This window comes from Serratia fonticola (assembly GCF_001006005.1).
Lineage (GTDB): Bacteria > Pseudomonadota > Gammaproteobacteria > Enterobacterales > Enterobacteriaceae > Chania > Chania fonticola.
Genome location: NZ_CP011254.1, coordinates 1,993,324 through 2,016,087, shown reverse-complemented (window position 1 = coordinate 2,016,087; position 22,764 = coordinate 1,993,324). Strand labels below are relative to the sequence as shown.

Here is a 22,764-nt window from a genome sequence, read left to right as displayed (position 1 = left end):
AACGAGATAGATATGACCAAACTAACCCTAAAAACAGTACCGATCGTCAGCGCTCTATTGTGCATTTTGGCTGTGCCTGCGGCGCAGGCCGCGATCGCCCTTGATCGTACCCGGGTCATTTATGACGGTAGCCAGAAGTCAGTAAGCCTGAACATCAGCAATGAAAATAAGCAGCTACCGTATTTGGCGCAGGGTTGGATTGAAGATGCCAAGGGCAACAAAATCACTAGTCCGTTAACCGTATTGCCACCCGTACAACGTATTGAGCCAGGCGCTAAAAGCCAGGTGAAAGTACAAGGACTGCCAGCAGCCAACGCGCTCCCTCAGGATCGTGAATCGCTGTTTTATTTTAACCTGCGTGAAATCCCACCGCGTAGCGATAAACCGAACACGCTGCAAATCGCGCTGCAAACGCGTATCAAACTGTTTTATCGGCCAAAGACCTTAATGCAGACCACCACCGAGATGGCCTCCCCGTATCAGGAGAAAATCACCCTGAGCAAACAGGGGGCTCAGTATCAGGTGAAAAACCCAACGCCGTATTTTGTGACCATTGTCGACGCTAGCAATAGCGTGAAAGGTCAATCGGCAGCAGGGTTTGAACCGCTGATGGTCGAACCCAAAGGGTCAGCGCTACTCAAAGCCAGCGGCTTGGGAAATAGCCCGGTACTCACTTACATCAATGACTATGGTGGCCGTCCGCAGCTCAAATTCAGCTGCAGCAACGGCAGTTGCCAAGCCACGCCAGTGAAAGAGTGATAGCCGAGCGGGATCCTGTGCAAAGGAGCGACACATGCAAATAAAACAATGGATTACTGGCTATTCCTGGTCTTTATACCGTCCCCGGCAATCTCTGCTAATCCGATTTGCTGCACTTATCATGTTGCCATTGGTATTCGGCAATACGCTACAAGCGGCGGACCACTGGGAGGTTGAGGGGGCCAATGGTGTGCTGCGTGTTCAGGGTTCCCTGACCGAAAGCGCCTGCCGTCTGGAGATGGTTTCCGCTTGGCAGGAGATTGCGTTAGGAGAGATAGGGACCGGGCGGCTACGCCATCTGGGCGCACGCGGCACACCGATTGCTGTACATCTGAAACTGCAAGACTGTCTGCCTGGCCCGGCCGATAACCGTGACCATCGAACCGGTAACCGGCTGTGGAGCCCCAATCAACCCGCAGTCTCGGTAAGCTTTGTTGCGCCAGCAGATGCGGATAATCCGCAGTTGGTAAAGGTGCAAGGTGCTGAAGGATTAGCGCTGCGCCTGACGGACTCGCTGGGGCGGGATGTGCGTTTGGGTAGCCGTGGCGCTCCACTATGGTTAACACCGGGGCAAAACATACTGACCTACACCGTGACCCCTGAGCGAACATCCGCCCCCTTAGTGGCCGGGGCTTTCTGGGCTCAGGTGAACTTTAGGCTTCATTATGACTAGGGGGGATAAAGTGCAGCGCTATTTACTGACGGTACTTCTGGGGGCAACGCTGCTGCTGACAGGCCCCCTGGCTATTGCCTTTACTACCGTGACGGTAAAAGCAACGGTGCTCAACCCGCCAAGCTGTGTCATTAACGGCAATCAGCCCATTGAGGTCAATTTTGGCGATGAGGTCATGACCAATAAAGTCGACGGTAAGAACTACATGCAGCCAGTGAAATACTCACTGCAATGCACTGGGGGCAATACTAACGCGTTGCGGCTACAGATACAGGGCGAACCGACAGGATTTAATCCTGCGGCACTGGCTACCGCGCAGCAGAGCGATTTGGGCATTGAACTTTGGGCGAATAACGCTCGTTTTCCGGTGAATAGCTGGCTTAACTTCACCTATCCATCCGCCCCGGTAGTGCAGGCTGTTCCCGTGAAAAAGACAGGAACCACATTAGCGGCGGGCAAGTTTTCCGCAGTAGCCACCCTGAAGATTGATGTGCAGTGAAGAGGAGAACGCGGATGAATGTATATGGAACTGTGATGCTATTTTTGGCTGGCGTCGGGGCCAGTACGTTAGCGCAAGCTGCTGATAATATGAATTTTCATGGCACCCTGATCGCTCCACCGCCCTGCACCATTAACAACGGTATCAAAATTGATGTGGATTTTGGTGAACGCATTGGCGTCAACAAAGTGGACGGCATCAACTACCGGCAAACGGTAGATTATCCTATTCACTGTGAAGACGGTGCAGGGAAATGGGATATGACCTTGCTGTTAACAGGTACACCTACCGGGTTTGATGATGCCGCGGTACAGACTCAAGAGAAGGTTGATTTAGGCATCCGTCTGTACCAAAACGGCCAGCCGTTTATTTTAAACAAGGCGCTGCCGGTTGACCCGAATAACCTGCCAGTGTTGGAGGCGGTTCCGGTGAAAGCTCCCGGTAGCACGTTGACGGAGGGCGCATTTGAGGCCACAGCAACACTACGGGCGGAGTATCAATGATGACCAAACCAAAAACCCGTCGTTGTCATCTCCCCTTACGCTATGTGGGCCTGTTGATGTCGTGCCTATTGTTGAGCCATCAGGCACACAGTGAGGTCAACATGCGTTTTCACGGTGCACTAGTAGCCGAACCCTGCGTGATCCCACCGGGAGAGGAAAACGTGGCGTTGGATTTTGGTACGGTGATCGATAAATACCTGTATCTGAACCAACGTACCACCGGCAAGGCGTTTGTTATTAATCTGACTCAGTGCGATCTCAGCCTGGGTAATGTGGTGACTTTCGCCTTTAGTGGGATAGAAAACCCGCATCTAACCGGGATGTTGGCATTGGCAGCCGGTAGCCAGGCTTCCGGCGTTGCCATCGGTATGGAAACACCAGAGGGTAAGTTTTTACCGCTCAATAAAAGTGGAAAAGCCTACCCGCTAGTGCCGGGAAGCAATGCCATTACCGTCCATGCTTATTTGCAGGGTGAGCCAGAAGCTATCGCTAACGAGAGCATTGAGCGCGGGCCGTTTAGTGCAGTAGCTACATTCAATCTGGAATATCAGTGAAATAAATCCCCGTGAATAACTTCACTGTTTGTCACTATCAATATGCATAGGGTAGCGGCCGGATGATTAAAAATCACCGCTGCTAATGACGATATCATTGACGTATTACGCTGTATTGGGAAAGTAAAAATGTCAAAAAAAATAATGTGGTTGTTTTTTTTAGGGGGCATTAACGTCCATCCACTCTATGCTAGCCAGTATCCTATGGTTACCGATATTAGTGTGGAGGTTGTTAATGATAACCAAGCAAAATATAACTTCAGCCAAATGCTTGTCGAGATAGGTCCCAGCGCCGACACTTTACCCAATCGAAAATATATTTGCTTTGGGCATCGCCATGCCGACCTGGATGGCAATGATTATGCAGGTTGTGCCGGGGTAAGTGCCCCGATAAGGAAGAACGAAACAATAGGGCAAGCAGCACGCCGTTTACACGCAGGAGTCGCAGGTAGTAAAACCAGTGAGTTCCACCAAGGGCGACTCAATGTAACGGAATGTATTGGTTATTTCGCAGCAGACAGTAATCAGCCAAAACCCTACTGGAGCTCATGGGCATCAGCAGTCTATCCGGCAGGAAGTTGTGTTTATGTACCCCCGGCTAACAATTGGTGCAAACTGATCTCCCCTACGCTGGTCCTTGACCACGGTACCATTAGCCTTAAGGAGGCCGAGGGCCATTCGGCCGAAGACTCGCTTAACGTTCAATGCTCCAGTGGTACCACAATGCGCCTTAAATTAATTGGCGATCTGGACTACATTCCCTTAACACCAGAGGGGAAATCCTATTTAACTATTGATGGAAAAGCACCAGGTTCACTGTTTGCTTTGCCTGGGGGTAGCTCAACGTTAGCCGTTAAAGATAAGCTCTCTAATTTGACGTTGGGTGGCGTCTATTATGGCTCAAGCATACTGGTTATTGAACCTTTTTAAGGCATTGATAATAAACCCCTGACTTAAATAGGCTGTATAAATATGAATAACACCCGTACTCACGGTAATAGTTGATTTTTAAATGATGCTTTTCAAATTTCGCCATCTAGCTCTGGCAACGCTTTTGCTTGCCTCGGTGTGCTATTGGCCAAACCGGGGGGGCAGCGGATTTTTTCTGCCTGTTAATATGGTCATTGCCGCATGGATGAGCCTGATGGTGATAGCCAGTTTGGTTCAATGCCGTTCGGCGTTAATGTACTCATCTTGCTCGCGATGGCTGCTGGCAGGCGGCGTGATATTAACGGGATTGCCCTGGTTGAACAGCGGTACGGGCGAGTTCAACGTCATTGCCTCTCGGATGATGGGATTAGGCCTGGGGCTGGCATTCTATTTTGCCCTATTACAATACCGCTTTACCCGGGCAATGCGCACATGGGTTATGCAGGGCTGTTTATTACTCACGGTGGCTCAGGCCGGATTGGGTATTGCTCAGTATTACCTGTTCATCGCGGATAACTTTATGGGCTACAACACGCTGCTGAACCGCCCTTATGGCATTTTTCAGCAGTGGAACGTCATGGCCAGCTTTATGGCGACCGGACTCGCGCTGGCACTCTATCTATGGATGCCAAAAATTGGCATGCGACGATCGCATTGGGTGCAATGGGCCGCGGCAATGATGCTGGTGATGGCACCGCTGCTATTGGTGCTGATCGGATCGCGCATTGGGCTACTAGCCGCACTGTTGGTCACGCCGTTACAACTGTGGGTCCTATGGCGGCTAGATCGCCATCGGTGCGTTTTGGCAATCGGTCTGATCGGTTTGGGGGTGATATTTGCCTTGCTCAGCCAGTGGCATGATGGCGCAGCACGCGATGTGACGCAGGGCTCTACCCTCAGTTACCGTTTACAGGTTTGGCAAATCTGCCTGGCGATGATCGCGGATAAGCCTTGGCTTGGCTGGGGTTATGGCTTGTTTTCAGCGGAGTTTATCCACTACGCCCACCGTATACTGCCAGCTACGCAGGAAAGCTTTCAGATGGCACACCCACATAACGAATTACTCTTCTGGGGAGTTGAAGGTGGGCTGGTTGGGCTGGCGGCGGTGGGGTTAATCGTGGTTGGCGTGATTCGGTTATACGTCAGGCGGACCCGGTTCAGACATGGCTGGCTGGGGCGGTTAAGTCGGTCCCCTTGGCTATTAATGGTCCCGATTGTGCTGCATACGCAAGTCGAGTTGCCACTTTATCAGTCGGCCCTGCACGGCATCATGCTGTTATTGATCCTGAGGGTATGCGACGTACGGCGTTCAGCGCTTACCCCAAGACACGCCGTTCAAGGTTTGCGCTGGGGGCTGGTGAGCGTGGCGCTGTTTTGCCTGATCTATCTGCTCAATGGGCTGTATGTCAGCCAGGTGATTACCGCCGTAGAGCGTGAGGGGCTAAAAAATATCGCCCGCTACCAACGTCTTATTCACCCTCACCCATGGCAACAACGGCAAAGATATGATGAAAAACTGGCTGGTTTGATGAATTACGCTCAGAGCCAGCAAGTGCAGGTACTGCACGATTATCTTGTTTGGGGCGAAAGCTATCTCTGCCATACGCCAGATGTGAACGTTTATATCAATCTAAGCGTCGTTAACCAGCTTTTGGGTAATACCATCCGAGCAGAACAACTGCATGCTGAGGCCCGCCGCCTCTATCCGCAAGAGAAACGATTATAAACAACGAGTTAATTTGGTAAGAATTCTGCCATGCCTATCTTCGTAGCCAATAATATTATCGTTTATTTTGCATTCCATTTTTAACACCAAAAGAGGAATCAATAATGGGCCGCAAAAACATTATTATTCAACACCCTTGTTATTTTACGCGCTTAGGGATGGAAAAAATACTGGCAAAACACCTACCCAATAATCTTTCGCGTGTTTTTAATCACCTTAGCCATCTTGACGATTATTATCGACATTTGCGTAAACGACATCGGGTAGATATTGCAGTCATCAATCTACTGAGTGGTAATCATCTGCAGAGAGAGTTGCTAAACTGGGTTGTAAGGCAGCTACGCCTCAATAATCCTGATTGCCAGATAATTTTCATTATGGACACCAAGAATTCGATACTGCTAGTCAATCATATGCACGAATTGCAGCATATTCAGGTAGTGCTGGAGCCCAAGGAGTCGCTGAGTACCATAACAGACCGCCTATCGTTGATATTTAGCGACCAACCTCAGGATAGGCCTACGCCAGGTCTAAAGATGCCTCGACTTTCACAGCGCGAGTTAAGTGTGCTGCGTTTCTTGTTGAAAGGAAAATCGATAACCCGCATCGCATTACGGCTAGGGCTGAACTACAAAACGGTCAGCCATCATAAGCGCTCCGCATTGGTGAAGCTTGGGGTCAACTCATTACAGCCTCTGCTACTTAACGAGCATGATTGCAACCTGGTCGGCCAGTGGTTGAACATGAATACCCGGCATACCCTGAGCGTATCTTATAAATCTAGCGGGGTGTGAAGTAACCCGGGAATCAACCCCGGGCGCTTATTACATCGGAGGCTTACCCCTTCTGAATGCTGATCTGCCAGCGGGCATCACCGGTCTGCTGGAAATCCGTCACGCTGTGCCCTGCTTCAACCGCCCAGCGCGGCAGGTTTTCCGTGGCCTGGGCGCAGTCATATTCAATCACCAGCAGGTCGCCAGAACCCAATTGCTCAATGTGCTTTTTGGCTTCCATCAGCGGGAACGGGCAAAGTTTACCGGTGGTATCCAGAGTGATCGTTTTCATAGTCCTCAAGCCTCTTTTGTTTTAATCGATTGATTCGGAAGAATAATGGTGAAATAGCTGACCAGCCAGCTGCCCAACAGGATGCACGGAATAAACAGCCAGCCTTGCCAGGAGAACCAGGCGGTGTTGACGATGGTATTGCCCAGCATACAGCCGCCAGCCAGCCCGCTGCCGATCCCCATCAGCCCTCCCCCAAACAGACTTTTGACCATGGTCGGGAGGCCGGGCGAACGCAGCCGCAACTCCTGGCTACCCCAGGCAGCCACCAGCGCACCGGCAAAAATCCCGATCAGCAAGTAGCCCGCCCAGCCGAAGAAGCCGGTTTTACCCTCGGTGATTAACGAGAACAGCTGCGCACTGGGGCCGCTGATGCCTAAACCGCCAACCCGACCCGATTCCAAGCTGGAAGGCCATGCCAGCAGCGCGATCACGCCGATCAACACCGCGCTGACGAAGGGGTGCCAGCGTGCTTCGAACAGCCAGTGGGCAATGCCCTGTTTGCGCGGTTTGGGTTGCGGAACGGGAAAGGATTTACGTTTCAGGTAGCGCCAGACCAGCACGACCGTCAGCACGGTTAACAGCGCTACAGCAGGCCAGGGAGACATGCCGAATGTCTGCATCAGCGAAGCATCCGGTAAGGCAGGGGCGCTGATGGGAGCAAACAGCTGTTTGCCGCCCGGCTGGCGAATATACCAACTGGCAACAACAAAACCGACAACAGCAATCATACTTCCAGCCAGCCCCTCGGCGGCTCGGTAGTAAGCACCGGTGGAGCAGGAACCTGCCAGCCCCATGCCGATACCGAAGGTAACGCCACCGACCAGCGTCGCCAGCCAGCGGAAATCCCCACCGGGGAGCTTGGCCCAGCCGAGGGCAACGAAGGCGAACAAACCGATGCTTTGCAGGGTGATGATAATGAGGATAGCGAGGGTCATGCGCCCATCGCGGAACAGATAGAGGTCTCTCAGACCGCCGGCCATACAAAAGCGCCCGCGTTGCATGATAAATCCAAGAAGGAACCCCAGAAACAGACCTGTCATTTGGGAAGACTCCTTTTTATGGCTATGCCATATCCAGATTGTAAACAACTTGCCCTGAGTAGGGCGCAGGCATTTTACTCGCTAGAAACGGAGAAGTCATACAAACAGGAGGGATATTGCGGGCGTGATCGGTTTTTTAAGCGGTATACCCACTCGGCACCCAGCACGTTACTGAAATTCAATCCGTGAAGGCATTATCCGCCAGCGCAACATCACGACGTAAACGCAAAAAAAGATCGGCGTCATTATCTACCCCTAGCTTACGCATGCTGTTGCATTTATGCGCGCTGATGGTTTTGATACTGCGGTGATACAACGCCGCAATATCGGCCATGCTTAACCCGGCGAACAGGTGGGACAACACCTTGCGCTCGGTATTGGTCAAGGCTTTAGCCCCCGACGGCTCGGGCAGGTTTATCCGCTCAAAATAGTGCCTGATACTGGGGCTGCACACTCTGCCACCGGCCAACGCCATCACTATATCCTGGCGTATTTGTGTCGAAGTCTCATACTGCGCTACCAGGCTGAACTGTTTTTGCGACTGTAAGGGAGCCAAAATGGCAAGGTCACGGCATGCGCTGTAGACCACGATTTTTAGCCTTGGCGACTGCTCCACCAATATCTGAAGATGCCGGATCGTTTGGGCCATTTCGTCTGGCGAGCCGCTGAGTTCCGCCACCAACATCTTGATAGCAGCCCTGCCCGCTTTCTCATACAGGGAGAAAAAGGACGAGGCGATCAGATCGCTACGATAACCGAGCTGCAAATCCTGAATAAACTGTGCGATCCCCAAACGGATCAGTGGGCTGCTGGCGACAATAGCCAGGTTTATCGTTGCTGTTTGATCTTTCAAGTTAAGTGCCTCTCATTATGCCGACAATCCTTTCTGGGACAACCCGATCCCCCAGCTATACAGCTCGCTGTCGTTATCAAATCCTAATTTGCTCATGGCATTACGTTTATGGGAGCTGACGGTGCGGATGTCACGATCTAGCACCAACGCCGTCGTCGTGACACTTTTGCCGGTAAACAAACACCTCAATACCTCTATTTCGCGATAGGTCAGCATAGGCGGCGGTGAGCGACTGAAACCACGATCGACCAGTACCGCGGCCTGAGGGCTGTAGCTGTATTTATCATCCATGACCTTGCGTACACACTGGATCAAGGTCGATAACGGATCCTGCTTGAGATAAATGCCATGAACCCCCATCGCTACCAGCTGTTTTAACAGCCGATCATCCGTTAATGCGGTGCAGACGATCAGGGAGGCCGATGGCCAGTTGGCCAAATACTGATTAATGATTTTCAAACCATCCAGTATTGACTCACCTTCACCGCTTAACTCCATGATCACCAGATCGGCCTCATGCCGCTTAATTATGTGCGGAATATCAACCACCATAGAAACTTCCAGCCAATGCTTAATCTGAAAATAGGGCTGAGCAAGCAAATGACGGATCCCTGCCAGCACCATCGGGCAGGTTTCCATGATTAATACCGTTTCAATATGCCACACCTTGGGTACGGCATTTGAAATCGGCTCTATTCCCTCTGTTGAGAGCGTCATAATATGTCTTCCATTGGTAATGACTTAAGATGGGCTACGCTAATATAAAAAGTTCATATTTATTCTTTAAAGAGAATAGCCGTTGTTTATTTTGCTAAATAACCTGCTACTTTCTTCTTACAGGGGAAATATTACTGATAGGTAAAGTTCATCTGTACTATGCTGTTGATCGTGCCTGGCCCTGCATTCCCCATAGGGCTATTCATCCGCCCAACCAGTGCATAGGTCGCGTTACGCTGCGCGTCGACGTTCACCGTCATGCCGCCACCGTTGGGCAACAGATTGCTGCGGTTGGCATCCTCCGCAATCTGCACGGCCACATTCTTCGCGGTGCCCGCATTGGCAAACAACGTTACATCTCCGCTGACCGGGTTTCCCGATAAGGTTACCGTCACCTTGCTGGTTGATTGCGGGCAACTATTCAGCTTGACCTTAAAAGGCTGCCAGTCGCTGCTGCTACCCGCCGTTTTGAGATCGATGTTGCGCAATTGGCGAAAATCTACCTCTTGGCTCACCGAGCCAGTATCGACGATGCAGGGGCTGGCTACCACGATACCATTGATATTGAGATTGGCAGCCTGAACGGCAGTAGTCATCATCCCTGCCAGCACTGCCAACACTATACGTTTCATCAGTTTGTTCACGCAGACCTCTGTTTTAAAAACGATGGCTTTAGTTATAGGTAAAGTCAGCCTGTATCCCAGCGTAAATGAGACCCGGGGTCACGTTACCGGTTGCGGTAACGGCACGGACACTCAACGCATAGGTCACAGTTCTGTCTGCCTGAACCACCTGAGTCAGAGAACTGCCATTACCCAGAATGGTGCCAGTCTCTTGCTGAGAAAGTTCGATCGCCAGAGGTGTCGCTATCCCGGAATTCAGGTACATGTTGGCTTGGGGAGCCGCAGCGGCGGTACCGGTAAACGTCACTTTGACATTTTTGGTTCCCGCAGGACAGCCAGTCAACGACAGGTTGAACGTCTTTGGCGTGGTTCCTGCCCCTGCGGTTTGCAGTGTCGCAGCCTGGATCGCCTCCCCCAAATTGACTGAAAGATCGCCGTTATTATTATTGATGATACAGGGTGAAGCGACAACTCTACCGACGATCACAATGTCGACCGGGCCAGCTGTGGCAACGTTGTAACCGGCAGCTATAATCACCAAAGCCATTACGGCACGTTTAATATGCTTATTCATGATATTTCCTTTTATTACTTTCGGCATAAATACCACGCTATCTCTTTCCAGAGGGCGCAATTACTTTTGATAAAAAATAGGTACATTGCTTACTGATAAGTTAAGTTCAGCGTTGCAGTAGCATTAGCTGACCCCGAGGTCACCGAGTTCTTAGTCTGATAATACTGTGCAGTAAATGGGAGCATTTCCTGCCCACCTACGGAGGTTTTCAAGACAATATTATTATTCAATGCCATTGGTGCATTGTTATAAAGAATTTGAATGCCGACACCCGTTGCCACCCCCTCAGAGCCCGCATTGGTAAGTTGTAATACCCCATCGGCACTATTGTCGGTGTTTTGGACGCCAGTCAGCATGGCATTAACCCGGGCGCCTGCGTTACAATCCAAACCGACATTAAATGCTTTTGGTTTGGCCGTGCTACCCATTGAGGTTAAGCTGCCGGCCAAGACATCTTCTAAAGGTACGTTAACTTTAGGTGTGCTAATTGAGCACGCCGCACTGACAATAGTAACTGCCGAAATAGAGCTTTGTACTGTTATGACTTTATCATCACCATAAATATTTCCAACGACCCCTGGCGCCAAGACCCCTGGTGTTATATCTCCCGTTTTAACCAGGTGGAGCGTATTATCACCTATACCAAAAATACCAGCATAATCAACACTCCTAAAAGACGCTGGCGAGCTGAAAAAAAAAGCACCATCGTTATTATAATTTACCAATGATATTCCTACGCCAGGAACATTGGTACGATACACGCCAGGCGTACTGGTGGCATTAGCACCATTGTAAACCATTGCGAAATTCATATGGCCAAGGCCATTGGTACATAAAGCATGGTGGGGAACTTTAATTATGCTAGTAGCAATTTTACTACCTATTGGTGCATCTCTTTGCACAATAACATCACTAAAACTAAAGGATAAATTAACCTGGGAAGACTCATAGCTAGTACAGGCAGCCCAAACAGATAACGGGATCGCCTGTAAAAATAACAGCATAATCATTCCAGCAAACACTTTCATTATTGGCTTTCCTAGAGGCACTGCCCATTCAAAGTCTGAATGCCAGTGTTAATTGTTGTCTGTTTCGTCAGGGAGTAACTCACCTGACACTGTTGGTCAACACCCGTGCCCCATTTCACCTGGAGCGTTCCGCTTTCCGCCATCCCGGTCAGATAAACCTGACCGCCGTCGCCGACGATAAAGCCTTGTGCTGTCTGCTGAGCCGGATCGCTCACCGTGGCACCGAATGGTACTGGAGCACCGCCCTGGCGTAACAGGGTCATCAATACACGTTGACCCACATTGGTCTGGTAACTTGCCTTGACCACCGCACCACGTGTCGGGATAACGGTCTGGTGGGTCAATGCCAGATCGACATTGTCCGGCAAGGTCTCGGTATTCAGCTGTATCTGGCTTTTGCGGTATGGTGCGGCATACGGCACGATGGCATATCCCCGCCAGTCGGTCTTCACCCCCGTCTGGCCGCTAACACCTACCCCATTGGCCCCTGGCGCTTGCACCAATGCAATGGTCTCTCCCATTGACTGGCCGAAAGTCACTCCATCACCATGAGCGATAATCCCGCCTTGCAGCCCATAGTTCAGGCGCTGGCTGTTGCTATCGTAGGCATAACCACTAGAGACTTCCGCATAGGTACCGCGATAATTGGCGTTCAGGTTGCCGCTGTTGCCCACACCCTGGCTACCATAGCCTTGCTGCGCACTCCAGTTCAGGTTGTTGCCCGCCAACGCTGAGCCATTGACCCCTACGGTATTGGTCGTACCGCCTTTCTGGCTGGTATTCAGGTTGTAGCTGGCATAGGTGTTACCCAACCAACGGCTCAACGGCACGCTGACGTTGAAGGCCAACACCTGATCCCGGTCGTATACCCGCCCGCTGGCACCACCGTTGACCGTCGAGTTTTCGTTGTAGCTGTAATTCAGCCCGTAGCTGATACCATTCCAGCTATTGTTGTAACCCGCCCCAATCGAACGCAGGGTACGGTCGCTATTCCAGTAATCCTCACTGACCCAACTCAGCGACAGCGAACCTGCGCCTTCCCATAAGTTCTGGCTCATAGTCACTTCAGAGCGGTTACGCCTGCGTTCTACCAGCGTCTGACTGTTCTGGTCACGGTAAGTGTCCAGCACTTCCTGCAGGCTGTAGTAACCATCGGTCGAGTAGCGATAACCGGCGATGGCAAAGTTGGTCCCGGTCTGCACAATGTTCTTGCTGTAGCGCAGACGCCACGATTGGCCATCCTGTTCTGTCCGATCCTGCATGGTGGACCACGCCTGGGTCACATCCGCGGAAAACGCGCCAAAATCACCGAGGTTCTTACCTACCCCCAACGCCAGAGACCGGTATGGGTTGGCAAACTGGCTACCACCGTAGGCCGTAAAGCCGTGAGGCAAGCCATAAATCGCGCTGCCCTGGCCGAACGTGGTAGCGTCGACACTGCTGTCATAAGAACGGTATTGCCCACCGGTGACGGCGTATTTCAAACGACCTTCGCGTTGTAATACCGGCAATGAAGCAAACGGCACCACCAGTTGCTGTTCACTACCGTCAGCTTCTTTAATGGTGACCAGTAAATCGCCGCTGCCCCCAGTCGGGTACATATCGTTGATTTCAAATGCCCCTGGAGCCACAAAGCTCTGGTAAATCACGTAGCCGTTCTGACGGATCGTCACCTGCGCATTGGTTCGTGCAATGCCGCGTACTACCGGTGCATAGCCTTTCAGACTGTCCGGGATCATGTCGTCGTCAGAAGCCAGTTGGGCTCCACGAAACGGCACGCTGTCGAACACATCCGAGGGTGAGCTGCTGTCACCCAGTACCAGTTGGCTTTTAAGTGAAGTAATATCACGGGCCAAATAGGTATAAATCGTATTCCACTTATCCTGCCCATGGCTGTCACGGTTCCAGGTGGTGTAGTTGCGCAACCGCCAAGGGCCAACGTTAATGCCTGGACGCAGGTTGGCGAATTGGTTGTTGCTATTGCTGCTATCCCCATTGCGCGCATAAGTATTGGCGCCGCTCAGGCTGTAGTTCAGCAACAAGGCCGGGATACCGTTATCCCACTGGCTTTCCGGTACGTAACCGCGCGCCTGTTGCACCATCGCCGCCTGCGGAATGCTCAGCAGCAATTGCTGTGCGCTGAAGCGGAATTCGGTGCTGGCCTGAGGAATAGCGCTCAGGTCGGCACATTTAGCCTCGTCATCTCCCAGCCCAGGGAATAAATCGGTTTTGACGCCCATCGCGTTGAGCTGTGCGACGCTCAGGCAGGGTTGCAGGCTATCGGCCCCGTCTTCCCCTTTCTGCATGCGAAACTCGATATCATGAGTTTCGAACTGTTGGTTATTAACGTAGATGTCGACTCGATAAGTCCCCGGGGCCTGAGTTGCGCCATCTTCAAACACCGTCAGGTCAGTCTTGCCCTGCTGCGGGTTATCCAGTTCCAGCAATGCGGGATTAAAATAATCACGAGCCTGTGCGCTGAAAGATACCCCGCCCAGCAGCGTGAGCTGTGCTGCAATAAAATACGCCAACCGACTGACGCGTGGCGAAGGCCTTTGCCTGGCCTGGACTCTCTGTTTCATCCGTATTGCTCCATGTAACTGCAGGGCGACCCAACAACCCTGGATCCCTATTCACACTGATAATGCTGTTTTTATGTTTTGGTCTTATCGCCAGTAATCTCTACAGTGTTCCGGTGTGCGCTTGCCCTATCCCGCCGTAATCACTAATGAGCTTCCAGCTCACACTGCCGCCATTCACACCAGATGGCAGCGTAAAGCTCGCCGTACCACCAGGGGCTACATAGGTCGCATCTTTCACTTCTTGACCTGCCACCTTCACTTCCTGGAAGTTCATGTAAAACGGTGTCGGGTTGGTGACTTGCAGGCTATTGCCGCTGCGCTGCCAAGTGAGCTTATCGGTCACCTCTTCCGGTACCCCTTTCAATCCCTGCGGGCGATAAATCAGCTTGATGCGCGTCTTCACCGCGATTTGCAGGGTGTTTTGATTGGCATCCTTCTGCGCCGACGGGATGGATTTGATGTTCATCCAGTACAACGATTCTTTATCCTCAGGCAGGTTGCCGCCCGCACGGACCACGCGCAGTACGTTCTCCTGACCACCGTCCAGACGGAACAGCGGTGGTGTCACCATAAAGGGGGCTTTCTCAGCGCCACCACCGGTGGTCTCTACCCAGGTCTGGATGAGATAAGGCACTTTGTCCGGGTTGTTGACGCTCAGTGAAGACTCCTTCTTCGCACCGTCGTAAATCAGGCGCGTGCCGCCAACAACAACCCCTGCCTGGGCGGCAGTGGCGCTGACCAGCGTAGCGACCAATAGTGTTGTGGGAATAAATTTCATAACTTGACTCCATCGTGGGATAAATAGGCCAACAAAGGTTCTGCTGGCCGGTCACACATCCTGCCGACCCCAGGCTGAGGGGCCGGCAGACGTTGATTAGTTGTAGTTAATGCTGAAGTTGGCGGTAGCGTTGGCCGGGCCCGGGGTTACAGCAGCAGCGGTAGAGATATAACGCGCTACGAAATCCAGGTTGTTGGTCACGCTGCCTGCCTGCAGGGAATAGGATTTAGATTCGGTGAACAGTGGCAGTACGGTATTGCTGTCGTCAGACAGTTGGATACCCACGCCGGTCGCCACGCCAGCACCCTGAGTCAACGCCAGAATGCTGTTGTCACCGTTGACTGAAGTACCATCAAACTTCACGGTAGCAGTGCTGACAGTATCCGGGCAGTCGCTCAGTTGCAGAGTAAACTTGGTCGCGGCACTCTTGTCGCCAGCTTGAGTAAAGGAGCTTTTAGCCACTTTACCCAACTGTACGTCCAGCGGGCTGGCCACGGTGTTAGCTACTTTGCAAGCTGCATCGGTGATTTCACCGGTGAATTTAACCTGGCCATCAGCAGCAAAAGCAGAAACAGAGGTCAGAGCAACAGCGGCCAGAGTTGCAGCGATAATATTCTTTTTCATGTGAGACATTTCCTTGTGGATGCGGTTAATCCGCATCGTTCTTTAATTTGATGCCGAAGCATCGTTCCATGTATTACTATTGGCGCGACCGAAGTATTCGCTCATCCAATAGCTTGCCATCAACATGCTGGTGAATTACATTCACCAACAGGATGTTCTTTTAATTAACCAACTTAAAATTTTCACACAGTAATACCCACTCACTTCCTTAAGAGCCAAGCTGATAAAGAGATGAGGTATTTGTTACTGTTTATCTAGCCAACAAACATGGGGGCTACATTATGACCATCCAGAAAGTATCCAACACCATGAGCGTTAGAGATAAAACTTTCCGAAATACCTATCGAGGCCAATTTATTTCTCAACACCTTGATTAAATACCATAATTTCTGGTTCGATGGGAATGTGTCGCTCTTTTCCCAAACGTTATCCAAGATGTCATTCTTTAACACGACGGCACCTGGCTCACTGCCCAACAACAGCAGTAACAGCCTTAATTGCACATCATTCAGCGTGACGACTTTAAAGAACATCGCGTCTTCGGAGGTCTCAGCCCGGTAACAAACCAGCCTTTTATTGGCAATATCGAGCTGAATATCATCATCGAGTAAAAAACCAAAAAGTCTATTGTCCATATGCGTCTCGGATTTTTCGTTTCGCCTTAAGCAAAAAAACACCAAGCCTCCTTTATTTGCGCATTATAGAATGATCCCTACAGCGGTTGGCAATACATGCGAAATTGATGCAACTCGATGAACACCCTCAGCAAGTCAGATTTTTATCCTTAGATTTAACAAAAACCCAGTGAATAACACCAGCACACAGAGGCCTGGCAGATATAGGAAGAATCTCATCAAGGCATTTACACTGAAAGCCAAATCATAGTTAATAATATTGAAAACCAACAATAAGTAGACAATATAACTACATGTTTAAATTTGTTGTTTCCCATCAGTAACATAAATTACATCCATCACCATAAATTTATCCTTTATAACCTAGCGGAGACCCACTTCAACATTCATCACCCAGTCCTGCTGTAGTCATGCTGCCCGTCTCGCTGTTGATGAAAATAATAGGGTGAAGGCAGGAATATTCCGAGTGAATTTGCTTTATTCATTGATTTTATGATAGATACAGCGTTATCCCTGCTGTTATCGGGGGTGATTAAGCTATCTGGGTGAGTTGTGAGCCCGCTAGACACTACGGTAAACAGCGAGTTGATAAATTCACGTAATGTATTGATTTTAATGATTAATAATCAATTCACAGCCCGGAATTAAGATTTTTTTAGCTAGCAACGCCAGTTAAGGAATCCTTCTATCTCCTTGATTAAAAAAGAAAATTCATAAATCATGGCGATGAGTGAAATTTTGATGTTAACGACGTTTAGGGAACCGCGAGATGGAGCTTGATGAGCGCAGAAAGGTAACTGAGAGTGAAAGAAAAATTTATCATCAATGACTTGGTGGTGTTCCATCCCGAGCAGCATCGGCTAATCCCGATGGGGAACAGAGGAAAAGAAACGGCGTTAAACGTTCCCGCCAGCCGTTGCCTGTTGTTGATGCTGCAACAACCCGGCATCAAAATTAATAAAACTGAATTTTTCAGTGAGGTATGGGAAAACAATGGCCAATACGTTACCGCCAATACCTTCCATCAGAACATCAGCCTGCTGAGAAAAGGCCTACGCAATGCGGGCATAAGAACGCCAGTGATCCAAACCATTCCTAAATATGGCGTAAGATTTACCGGGATCGTGCAGGCGATTGAGGAAGAAGAGCAGGATATTGTCCTTAAAGAGACCAGCACCAATGAGATCTCAACGGAGATAGTGACCAAGTGCGAACCTCCCCCGAGGGCAACACCGAGTAGTCTCTTTCTCAATAAACTGAAAAAAATCAAATTCCTCATGTTCGTTATCACCTGCGTGTTATTGCTATTTACTATCCGCTCGCAAAATAGCCAATACGTTTCGACACGTAATAAAATTGCTGACATAAACCAGTGCTCGGTTTATGTCAGCAAGAATGACTCCACGGAAAACTACAGCCAATATATTAATTATTTGACCGCGCAAGATGTGGCCTGCAGCCCGGGTGAATTCATCTATGTGGTAAACCAACTGCTATCCGATGAAGCGCTGTTTAATTTGTGTGAAAGCGATAGGTCAGGCGATCTCAACTGTTCCGTACGGTTTAAACTTTCCACCGTCAGGGCAAGGCTTAATCACCAATAATGGATAGGGGATTGGCATGCCAGGTTGGCAAAAATTCAACCTGCGTGGGAGTTCTGCTATCATCCACCAGATTGGGAAAACGCCCGGTATTGCACAGTAGAGGTATGATTTAAAGATGGATACAGAGGCAAGTCGTACAACGCAAGTTTTGTCGGTTTTTGATTTTGACGGAACGCTGACTCACCACGACAGTTTTATCCCATTTCTGCGTTTCGCTTTTGGGCGGCGTGTCTTTGCACGGCGCTTGTTGCAGCTGGCACAGCCTGCGTTTAAGCATATGCGCAAAAAACTCACCCGCGACGAGCTAAAAGAAACCCTGATTAAGGTTTTCCTGACCGGGGTAGATGAGCACTGGTTCCGTCAGCAGGCGGAAGCTTTTTGTTCGGCCTATTGGACCAAGCTGATGCGCCCTTCCGGGCTGATTGCGGTTGCCATGGAGGTCAGCTCCGGCGCTGAAGTGACGATTTGTTCCGCTTCACCGGCCCTGGTGCTACAGCCGTTTGCCGATCGTTTGGGCATCAAGCTGATTGGTACTCAGTTGGAAGTGGTCGACGGGAAGCTCACCGGGCGCATCACCGGCCATAACTGCCGCTGTGGGCAGAAGGTTGAACGCCTGGAAAGTATTTATGGCCCGATGGGGAACTATCATCTCAGAGCCTGGGGCGATACCCGCGGGGACTACGAACTGTTGGCGGCGGCCCAGGATGCTCACTGGCGGCATTTCCATCCGGCCTGGTCAAAGCGCCGCTCTGCGGTCAAAAGGCTGCGCGTGGCGGAGCCAAACGTTATCAGCAAGACCGATCAGTAAGCGTAAGAATTCCCAGCTCCAGCGATCCCTATTTGCCCCTCACCCCAACCCTCTCCCACGGGGAGAGGGAGCTGTCCTGCATCGTTGGTAGGCTTGTGCTACTTCGTAAAATTGGGTGTAGGAAAGGAAAGACAAGGAATGACACAGAGAAATCAGCGAACTCGATCGGTCCCCTTGGGAGAGGGAGCTGGTTATGAGCAACAGTCAGGTACCGTTATCGACCTACTCTCTACGCAAAAAAATAGCTGGTACGGTGACGTGATCGATAAAAGAGAGCTGATTCAGTGCGGTGGTCAGGTAGGTTTCTGCAACCGAAATCGAACTCGATCGGTTCCCTCTCCCTGTGGGAGAGGGTTAGGGTGAGGGGTCATCACCGTACGCTAGTCTTTTGCTTAACTAACTAGAATTACCAAGTTAAACAATAATCCGGTCCGCCTTGGCCGCGTCATACCAGTCTTTAAACTCTTCCAGCAGCAGATCGTACAAACGGTCTTCTTTCATCGTGGCAAAATCATCAATCGCAAAGAAGTTGGTGTTATCCACCCGGCGATCGGTGAAGGTATCCAGCTTTTCCAGCACGCCGTAGTTCGAGCCACCCAGGCCGACAAACTTCCAGAAAATCGGATAGTTGGCCGAGCGCTTGATCGCCTCTTTGATCTGGCGCGTTTTGCTGATGCCACCGTCGGTAATAAACACCACGTATACCGGCATATCGCTATGCTTAAACGTATCGATCAGCTCCTCCATCACCGGCGGCTCATTATTGGTGCCGCCCAGCTTTGGCAGGATCTCCCACATTGAGCGCTTGCCGCTGCCCTGGATCGCCTTGATATAGCCATCAAGATTATCCAGCGTCACATCGGGATATTTGGCGTGTTTTTCGGCAAAGCCCCAGACGTCCATCGAGCCGTCATCATCAAACTGCACGGCCAGCACGGCGATGCGATCCAGTACCGCCTGCACATTGCCCTTTTTGAACTGCCCGGTCATCGATCCTGAAGCATCCAGCACGAACGCAACCTTGGCCTTTACCGACTGCAGATTGAATTTAGCCAGGCTGACGGTGACGTTCTTCGCCAGGCTCACCAAATGCGGTGCTTTGTCCTGCAGTTTTTTCTCCAGGCTGACGGTCGGCGGCAGAGTAGCAGGCGCGGCTGGCTGAGCCACATCAACACCATAGTTTAACGCCAGCGGCTCCAGGCCACCGTTAAACCCTTGCCCCAACGCGCGCAGCTTCCAATTACCGGCATGGCGATAAATTTCGGCGACAATCAGCGCCTTCTCCTGACGACCTGGGGTTTCTACGCTGTATTGGGCAACGTTCTGCGCATCCATTTTCAAGTGTTGCAGCCCAGAGATCGCGTCCAAACCATCAATCACCAAAGTGATGGCAATCTTGCTGACATCGGAGTCAATTTTACTGAGATCTAACGAGAGAGAGCTGCTTTGGTGGGTGGTTTGTAAAACGACGCTGCGGTTGGGTGTAGCGGTTTGATTGAAGAAGATAAAATCGGCATCGCCACGGACTTTGCCCTCGGCATTCAGCAGGAATACCGCGGTGTCAGGCTCACTCTTAAAACCAGGGTTGGCGGGGTACTGCAGGGTCAGGTTGAGCTGGGTGCCATTGACCACCAGATTCTGGCCGGACTGTAAAATCATCAGGATAACCTCCTGTTAAAATAGCTTTTCCATAACGGGGAGCCCCTCACCCCAACCCTCTCCCAAAGGGAGAGGGAGCTGAAAGCCCCTGCTCTGCTGGAAGAATAAAGATCATCTCAGCAAAACTTGAGCGCCCCCTCATCCAAAGTGACGCACGCGCCAGGAGAGGGAGCTAATTCAGTGTCTTAGATATTCACGCCATGCTGTGAAGCCAGAGCGGACAGGCCACCGGCAAAGCCTTGACCTACTGCCTTGAACTTCCACTCAGCGCCGTTGCGATACAGCTCGCCGAATACCATCGCGGTTTCGGTAGAAGCATCCTCAGACAGGTCAAAGCGGGCGATTTCGGTGCCGTTATCGTTGTTGAAGATACGCATGTAGCTGTTGCTGACCATGCCGAAATTCTGTTTACGCGCTTCGGCATCATAGATGGTGACGGCGAAAACCAGTTTCTTGACTTCAGCAGGCACTTTGCTCAGCTCAATTTTGACCTGCTCATCGTCGCCATCGCCTTCACCGGTGCGGTTGTCGCCCTGGTGCTCAACGGAACCACAGGCACTCTTCTTGTTGTTGAAGAAGATAAAGCTGCTGTCGCCCAGCACTTTACCGTCATCACCAACCATAAATACGGAGGCGTCCAGGTCAAACCCTTGGCCATCGGTGACACGGGCATCCCAACCTAAGCCAGCCATGGCAATGTTCATGGTTGGTGCTTCTTTGGTCAGGGATACGTTACCGCCTTTTACGAGAGAAACTGCCATTTTAAAGCTCCTGCTTTGTAGGGGATGATACGGGCAGTGGTGTACTGCCCGTCATATTAACTAGCTTGTCGATCAGGATGCGTTGATGCCGTACTGAGCACACACGGAAGCCAAGCCACCGGCATAACCCTGACCTACCGCGCGGAATTTCCACTCGGCGTTGTTACGATACAGCTCACCAAACAGCATAGCGGTTTCGGTGGACGCATCTTCTGTCAGGTCGTAACGGGCCACTTCAGTCTGGTTGTCATCGTTCACCAAACGGATAAAGGCACCGGATACCTGGCCAAAGCTCTGACGACGAGCCTGCGCATCGTGGATAGTGACCACAAACACGATTTTGTCGACATCAGCTGGGATCATATCCAGTTTGATTTTCAGAGATTCGTCATCGCCGTCGCCTTCACCCGTACGGTTGTCACCGGTATGAGTAACGGAACCGTCAGAGGAAGTCAGGTTGTTATAAAAAATGAAGTCAGCATCACCGCGCACTTTCCCGTTTGCGGCCAGCAGGAATGCAGAGGCATCCAGGTCAAAGTCTTGACCATCGGTGGAGCGTGCGTCCCAACCCAGACCAATCAACACATTCTTCATGGTTGGGGCTGCTTTACTCAGGGAAACATTACCGCCTTTAGATAAAGAAACACTCATTGTTCTAACCTCTCAAAAAATTAAACTCATGCGAATTGATTTCAGCTGGATAGGAGATCAGCTCTCCTTTTTCTCCTCGGCGTCGGGTTTGCCTGGGAACATAACGCTCGCGATAATACCCACCGCAAGAACGCCCAGCACGACAAACAGGCTCGCCGTTGCTGAAATGCTGTACCCATGATGCCAGATGTGGTCGGTGGCATTAAGACCCAGTTTCACCGCAATGAAGAACAGCAACACAATAACGGCTTTTTCCAGATGCGTCAGGTACTGCTTCAGGGCTTCCAGCACAAAATACAACGTACGCAGGCCGAGGATGGCAAACATCATGGCGCTGTAAACAATCAGCGGCTCACGGCTCACGGCGATGATGGCCGGTACGGAGTCAAACGCAAACATCACGTCGGACAGCTCAACCACGGCCACACACAGCATCAGCGGTGTCGCATAGCGCCAGGCTTTGGCACCACGGCCAATGGTCACATCCTTGTTTTCCGGCTTAGCCAACTCTTCATCAACTTCTTTCTGGCTTAACAGGAAAGCGTGGCCCCGCAGTTTTGGCCAAATCGGGAAGAACCGTTTAACCATGCGGTACGCCAGGTGTTGCGAGTAGTCTTCGATCTCATCACCGTCATCGCCGCTGCGCAACATCATCACCGCCGTCCAGGCCACGATCAGTGCAAAGACAATTTCAACGTATGGCCCGAGGCTGAGCAAACCGGTACCGATGGCAACGAAGATGCCGCGGAACACGATAGCCCCGATAATGCCCCAGTAGAGCACGCGGTGACGATAGCGATCCGGCACGGCGAACCAAGAGAAGATTGCCATCATGACAAACAGGTTATCAACCGACAGCACTTTCTCTAAGGCATAACCGGTGACAAACAGGCTGGCCACTTCGGCGCCGTGGTGGATATACAGGAAACCGGCAAAGGCCATCGCAATGGCAACCCAGAACACAGACCATAGGGCTGCGCTCTTCAGCGAAATAGGCTTGTCATCGCGGTGCATAAACAAGTCGATAAAAATGGCCCCGACAGCCAATACAATGAAAACAATGACGGTTTCGGTCGGGAAGCCGATGTGCGTGGATACCATATTAACCTTCTGAAGAT

The 22,764-nt window shown here is 51.1% G+C and carries 25 protein-coding genes; 10 read left to right on the top strand and 15 right to left on the bottom strand.

From position 1 onward, the window contains the following. The first annotated feature begins 12 nt into the window (after positions 1 to 12). From WN53_RS08925 to WN53_RS08890, 8 genes are all read left to right on the top strand, one after another. Complete coding sequence (locus WN53_RS08925) at positions 13 to 759, top strand: fimbria/pilus periplasmic chaperone (protein WP_024485049.1); 747 nt, start codon at positions 13 to 15, stop codon at positions 757 to 759. A gap of 34 nt (positions 760 to 793) precedes the next feature. Further along, positions 794 to 1,432 (top strand): fimbrial protein, encoded by a 639-nt coding sequence (locus WN53_RS08920; RefSeq protein WP_024485050.1) that lies wholly within the window; start codon positions 794 to 796, stop codon positions 1,430 to 1,432. A gap of 10 nt (positions 1,433 to 1,442) precedes the next feature. Beyond that, the gene (locus WN53_RS08915) at positions 1,443 to 1,931 is read left to right on the top strand and encodes a fimbrial protein (RefSeq protein ID WP_024485051.1); all 489 of its coding nucleotides are present in this window, start codon (positions 1,443 to 1,445) and stop codon (positions 1,929 to 1,931) included. A 14-nt stretch (positions 1,932 to 1,945) separates the two neighbouring features. Beyond that, the gene (locus WN53_RS08910; RefSeq protein ID WP_024485052.1) at positions 1,946 to 2,434 is read left to right on the top strand and encodes a fimbrial protein; all 489 of its coding nucleotides are present in this window, start codon (positions 1,946 to 1,948) and stop codon (positions 2,432 to 2,434) included. Continuing rightward, positions 2,434 to 2,988 (top strand): fimbrial protein, encoded by a 555-nt coding sequence (locus WN53_RS08905; protein WP_024485053.1) that lies wholly within the window; start codon positions 2,434 to 2,436, stop codon positions 2,986 to 2,988. The genes WN53_RS08910 and WN53_RS08905 overlap by 1 nt, the downstream gene beginning before the upstream one ends. Before the next feature lie 129 nt (positions 2,989 to 3,117). Further along, on the top strand, positions 3,118 to 3,918 hold the full coding sequence (locus WN53_RS08900; RefSeq protein ID WP_024485054.1) for a hypothetical protein: 801 nt from the start codon (positions 3,118 to 3,120) through the stop codon (positions 3,916 to 3,918). Between the two features lie 214 nt (positions 3,919 to 4,132). After that, entirely contained in the window at positions 4,133 to 5,644 is a 1,512-nt protein-coding gene (locus tag WN53_RS08895; protein ID WP_158645274.1) for a PglL family O-oligosaccharyltransferase, read from the top strand. Between the two features lie 104 nt (positions 5,645 to 5,748). Next, positions 5,749 to 6,438: a helix-turn-helix transcriptional regulator gene (locus WN53_RS08890; protein WP_024485056.1), complete on the top strand. Its 690-nt coding sequence runs from the start codon at positions 5,749 to 5,751 to the stop codon at positions 6,436 to 6,438. Between the two features lie 43 nt (positions 6,439 to 6,481). Here WN53_RS08890 and WN53_RS08885 read toward each other — a convergent pair whose 3' ends face one another. From WN53_RS08885 to WN53_RS08835, 11 genes are all read right to left on the bottom strand, one after another. Next, positions 6,482 to 6,709: a sulfurtransferase TusA family protein gene (locus tag WN53_RS08885; protein ID WP_024485057.1), complete on the bottom strand. Its 228-nt coding sequence runs from the start codon at positions 6,707 to 6,709 to the stop codon at positions 6,482 to 6,484. A 5-nt stretch (positions 6,710 to 6,714) separates the two neighbouring features. Beyond that, positions 6,715 to 7,749 carry a YeeE/YedE family protein gene (locus WN53_RS08880; protein WP_024485058.1) on the bottom strand — a complete coding sequence of 345 codons (1,035 nt, stop codon included), beginning with the start codon at positions 7,747 to 7,749 and terminating at the stop codon, positions 6,715 to 6,717. Between the two features lie 178 nt (positions 7,750 to 7,927). Continuing rightward, positions 7,928 to 8,602, bottom strand: coding sequence for a helix-turn-helix transcriptional regulator (locus WN53_RS08875; RefSeq protein WP_024485059.1), 675 nt, complete (start codon positions 8,600 to 8,602; stop codon positions 7,928 to 7,930). Positions 8,603 to 8,617: 15 nt separating this feature from the next. Next, complete coding sequence (locus WN53_RS08870) at positions 8,618 to 9,319, bottom strand: LuxR C-terminal-related transcriptional regulator (RefSeq protein ID WP_024485060.1); 702 nt, start codon at positions 9,317 to 9,319, stop codon at positions 8,618 to 8,620. Between the two features lie 131 nt (positions 9,320 to 9,450). Continuing rightward, positions 9,451 to 9,951 carry a fimbrial protein gene (locus WN53_RS08865; protein WP_046808439.1) on the bottom strand — a complete coding sequence of 167 codons (501 nt, stop codon included), beginning with the start codon at positions 9,949 to 9,951 and terminating at the stop codon, positions 9,451 to 9,453. Between the two features lie 40 nt (positions 9,952 to 9,991). Then, positions 9,992 to 10,516: a fimbrial protein gene (locus tag WN53_RS08860; RefSeq protein ID WP_037412376.1), complete on the bottom strand. Its 525-nt coding sequence runs from the start codon at positions 10,514 to 10,516 to the stop codon at positions 9,992 to 9,994. Positions 10,517 to 10,605: 89 nt separating this feature from the next. Further along, complete coding sequence (locus tag WN53_RS08855; protein WP_024485063.1) at positions 10,606 to 11,544, bottom strand: fimbrial protein; 939 nt, start codon at positions 11,542 to 11,544, stop codon at positions 10,606 to 10,608. An 11-nt stretch (positions 11,545 to 11,555) separates the two neighbouring features. Then, positions 11,556 to 14,126, bottom strand: a complete 2,571-nt coding sequence (locus WN53_RS08850; RefSeq protein WP_024485064.1) for a fimbria/pilus outer membrane usher protein — start codon at positions 14,124 to 14,126, stop codon at positions 11,556 to 11,558. 100 nt (positions 14,127 to 14,226) lie between these two features. After that, the gene (locus WN53_RS08845; RefSeq protein ID WP_024485065.1) at positions 14,227 to 14,904 is read right to left on the bottom strand and encodes a fimbrial biogenesis chaperone; all 678 of its coding nucleotides are present in this window, start codon (positions 14,902 to 14,904) and stop codon (positions 14,227 to 14,229) included. A 96-nt stretch (positions 14,905 to 15,000) separates the two neighbouring features. Then, a complete protein-coding gene (locus WN53_RS08840) occupies positions 15,001 to 15,528 on the bottom strand; it encodes a fimbrial protein (RefSeq protein WP_024485066.1) in 528 nt (175 codons plus the stop codon). A gap of 254 nt (positions 15,529 to 15,782) precedes the next feature. Further along, entirely contained in the window at positions 15,783 to 16,163 is a 381-nt protein-coding gene (locus WN53_RS08835; protein WP_152526597.1) for a winged helix-turn-helix domain-containing protein, read from the bottom strand. An 803-nt stretch (positions 16,164 to 16,966) separates the two neighbouring features. Between WN53_RS08835 and WN53_RS26795 the strand changes: the two genes are divergently transcribed. After that, on the top strand, positions 16,967 to 17,767 hold the full coding sequence (locus WN53_RS26795; protein WP_024485068.1) for a winged helix-turn-helix domain-containing protein: 801 nt from the start codon (positions 16,967 to 16,969) through the stop codon (positions 17,765 to 17,767). A 115-nt stretch (positions 17,768 to 17,882) separates the two neighbouring features. Beyond that, a complete protein-coding gene (locus WN53_RS08825) occupies positions 17,883 to 18,575 on the top strand; it encodes an HAD family hydrolase (protein WP_024485069.1) in 693 nt (230 codons plus the stop codon). Between the two features lie 414 nt (positions 18,576 to 18,989). Here the strand turns inward: WN53_RS08825 and WN53_RS08820 are convergent, their stop codons facing one another. The 4 genes from WN53_RS08820 to WN53_RS08805 form a co-directional block, all read right to left on the bottom strand. Beyond that, complete coding sequence (locus WN53_RS08820) at positions 18,990 to 20,234, bottom strand: vWA domain-containing protein (RefSeq protein WP_024485070.1); 1,245 nt, start codon at positions 20,232 to 20,234, stop codon at positions 18,990 to 18,992. 185 nt (positions 20,235 to 20,419) lie between these two features. Continuing rightward, positions 20,420 to 20,995, bottom strand: a complete 576-nt coding sequence (locus WN53_RS08815; protein WP_021807716.1) for a TerD family protein — start codon at positions 20,993 to 20,995, stop codon at positions 20,420 to 20,422. Positions 20,996 to 21,067: 72 nt separating this feature from the next. Then, positions 21,068 to 21,646 (bottom strand): tellurium resistance membrane protein TerD, encoded by a 579-nt coding sequence (gene terD, locus WN53_RS08810; RefSeq protein ID WP_021807715.1) that lies wholly within the window; start codon positions 21,644 to 21,646, stop codon positions 21,068 to 21,070. 57 nt (positions 21,647 to 21,703) lie between these two features. Next, positions 21,704 to 22,747, bottom strand: a complete 1,044-nt coding sequence (locus WN53_RS08805) for a TerC/Alx family metal homeostasis membrane protein (RefSeq protein ID WP_024485071.1) — start codon at positions 22,745 to 22,747, stop codon at positions 21,704 to 21,706. Between the last annotated feature and the right edge of the window lie 17 nt (positions 22,748 to 22,764).

Bases quoted from the DNA above. Each gene is read 5' to 3' on its own strand.
- WN53_RS08885 (WP_024485057.1), bottom strand. From the start codon at position 6,709: ATGAAAACGATCACTCTGGATACCACCGGTAAACTTTGCCCGTTCCCG.
- WN53_RS08815 (WP_021807716.1), bottom strand. From the start codon at position 20,995: ATGGCAGTTTCTCTCGTAAAAGGCGGTAACGTATCCCTGACCAAAGAA.
- WN53_RS08840 (WP_024485066.1), bottom strand. From the start codon at position 15,528: ATGAAAAAGAATATTATCGCTGCAACTCTGGCCGCTGTTGCTCTGACC.
- WN53_RS08925 (WP_024485049.1), top strand. From the start codon at position 13: ATGACCAAACTAACCCTAAAAACAGTACCGATCGTCAGCGCTCTATTG.
- WN53_RS08900 (WP_024485054.1), top strand. From the start codon at position 3,118: ATGTCAAAAAAAATAATGTGGTTGTTTTTTTTAGGGGGCATTAACGTC.
- WN53_RS08835 (WP_152526597.1), bottom strand. From the start codon at position 16,163: ATGGACAATAGACTTTTTGGTTTTTTACTCGATGATGATATTCAGCTC.
- WN53_RS08845 (WP_024485065.1), bottom strand. From the start codon at position 14,904: ATGAAATTTATTCCCACAACACTATTGGTCGCTACGCTGGTCAGCGCC.
- WN53_RS08920 (WP_024485050.1), top strand. From the start codon at position 794: ATGCAAATAAAACAATGGATTACTGGCTATTCCTGGTCTTTATACCGT.
- WN53_RS08910 (WP_024485052.1), top strand. From the start codon at position 1,946: ATGAATGTATATGGAACTGTGATGCTATTTTTGGCTGGCGTCGGGGCC.
- WN53_RS08880 (WP_024485058.1), bottom strand. From the start codon at position 7,749: ATGACAGGTCTGTTTCTGGGGTTCCTTCTTGGATTTATCATGCAACGC.
- WN53_RS08825 (WP_024485069.1), top strand. From the start codon at position 17,883: ATGGATACAGAGGCAAGTCGTACAACGCAAGTTTTGTCGGTTTTTGAT.
- WN53_RS08860 (WP_037412376.1), bottom strand. From the start codon at position 10,516: ATGAATAAGCATATTAAACGTGCCGTAATGGCTTTGGTGATTATAGCT.
- WN53_RS08890 (WP_024485056.1), top strand. From the start codon at position 5,749: ATGGGCCGCAAAAACATTATTATTCAACACCCTTGTTATTTTACGCGC.
- WN53_RS08865 (WP_046808439.1), bottom strand. From the start codon at position 9,951: ATGAAACGTATAGTGTTGGCAGTGCTGGCAGGGATGATGACTACTGCC.
- WN53_RS08805 (WP_024485071.1), bottom strand. From the start codon at position 22,747: ATGGTATCCACGCACATCGGCTTCCCGACCGAAACCGTCATTGTTTTC.
- WN53_RS08850 (WP_024485064.1), bottom strand. From the start codon at position 14,126: ATGAAACAGAGAGTCCAGGCCAGGCAAAGGCCTTCGCCACGCGTCAGT.
- WN53_RS08820 (WP_024485070.1), bottom strand. From the start codon at position 20,234: ATGATTTTACAGTCCGGCCAGAATCTGGTGGTCAATGGCACCCAGCTC.
- WN53_RS08870 (WP_024485060.1), bottom strand. From the start codon at position 9,319: ATGACGCTCTCAACAGAGGGAATAGAGCCGATTTCAAATGCCGTACCC.
- WN53_RS08855 (WP_024485063.1), bottom strand. From the start codon at position 11,544: ATGAAAGTGTTTGCTGGAATGATTATGCTGTTATTTTTACAGGCGATC.
- WN53_RS08895 (WP_158645274.1), top strand. From the start codon at position 4,133: ATGGTGATAGCCAGTTTGGTTCAATGCCGTTCGGCGTTAATGTACTCA.
- WN53_RS08905 (WP_024485053.1), top strand. From the start codon at position 2,434: ATGACCAAACCAAAAACCCGTCGTTGTCATCTCCCCTTACGCTATGTG.
- terD (WP_021807715.1), bottom strand. From the start codon at position 21,646: ATGAGTGTTTCTTTATCTAAAGGCGGTAATGTTTCCCTGAGTAAAGCA.